Genomic DNA, 1,100 nt, shown 5'->3' on the forward strand with positions numbered 1-1,100 from the left:
GTAACCACAGCATCCCCCAATCCTAACCCTGCTCCGGGCTACGGCACTTATGTAACCGTAGGTTCAGTAGCCAATGGCTTTGATCAGAATATACTCGGGCAAAGTACTTCATCGCTGAAGAGCTTTACCTCAACCGGAGCATTACAGGTAGTAACCAGCACGCATACCGCTAAGGTGGCTAACACAGCTTATATGCTGTTTGTAAGAGGCGACAGAAGCATAACCATGCGGGGCAGTAATGTACCAGCCAATAATACCACGCTGCGTGCCACCGGACCACTGTTAACCGGCAACCAAACCATACCGGTAGCAGCATCAGGCTTTACCGCAGTAGCCAATCCGTTTGCATCGCCCATTAACTTTGGCAGCATTACCAGGACTAATGTAACCAACAGCTTCTATGTATGGGATCCCAAGATGGGAGGCGCCAATGGTGTAGGCGCTTATGTAAACATCAGCTATAATGGAACAGGTTATGATATCACTCCGGCTTCGGTTAGCCCCGAGAGCCAGTATATACAGAGTGGGCAGGCATTTTTGGTACAGTCAACCGGAACTGCAGGCAGTCTTGTAATCAAAGAATCAGACAAATCAGCTACGGCAGCGCAGAATGTGTTCAGGGAGTCAGGTGTCAGCGTTCAGCAGTCAGCTATGGGCAATGAGCTGTTATTTGCACCGGCTAAGAATGCGATAGGTCTGAGGGTAAATCTGCAGATAGCCGATGGTTCGCAAAGGGGGGTACTGGATGAAGTATTTGCCTCTTACAGCACAAGCTTCTCTGATGAGATAGATAATATGGATGCTTTGAAAGCGGATAATGTGATGGAGAATCTTGCTATCATAAGAAAAGGTCAGGCATTGATGGTAGACAGGAGAAACTGGATACAGTCAGCAGATACGTTGAGGCTGAACCTCACCAATACATCCGTATCAACCTATATGTTTGAGTTCAGCCCGATTGAGCTTGCCGGGGCAGAATCAGTAACACTGGTAGATAATTACCTGAAAACAAATACCCATATCAGTGTAACAGAAACCTCGCAGGTATTCTTCCAGGTAGGCAGCGACAGCAGATCAGCAGCGGCAGACAGGTTCAGTGT

General features: G+C 48.0%; 1 protein-coding gene. It reads left to right on the forward strand.

All coding sequences use genetic code 11. From position 1 onward, the window contains the following. Positions 1-1,100 (forward strand): hypothetical protein (locus tag DC498_RS26335; protein ID WP_165813971.1); only part of this gene is annotated, 1,100 nt, incomplete at both ends.

This window comes from Terrimonas sp. (assembly GCF_003075435.1).
In the GTDB taxonomy this organism is placed as follows: domain Bacteria; phylum Bacteroidota; class Bacteroidia; order Chitinophagales; family Chitinophagaceae; genus Agriterribacter.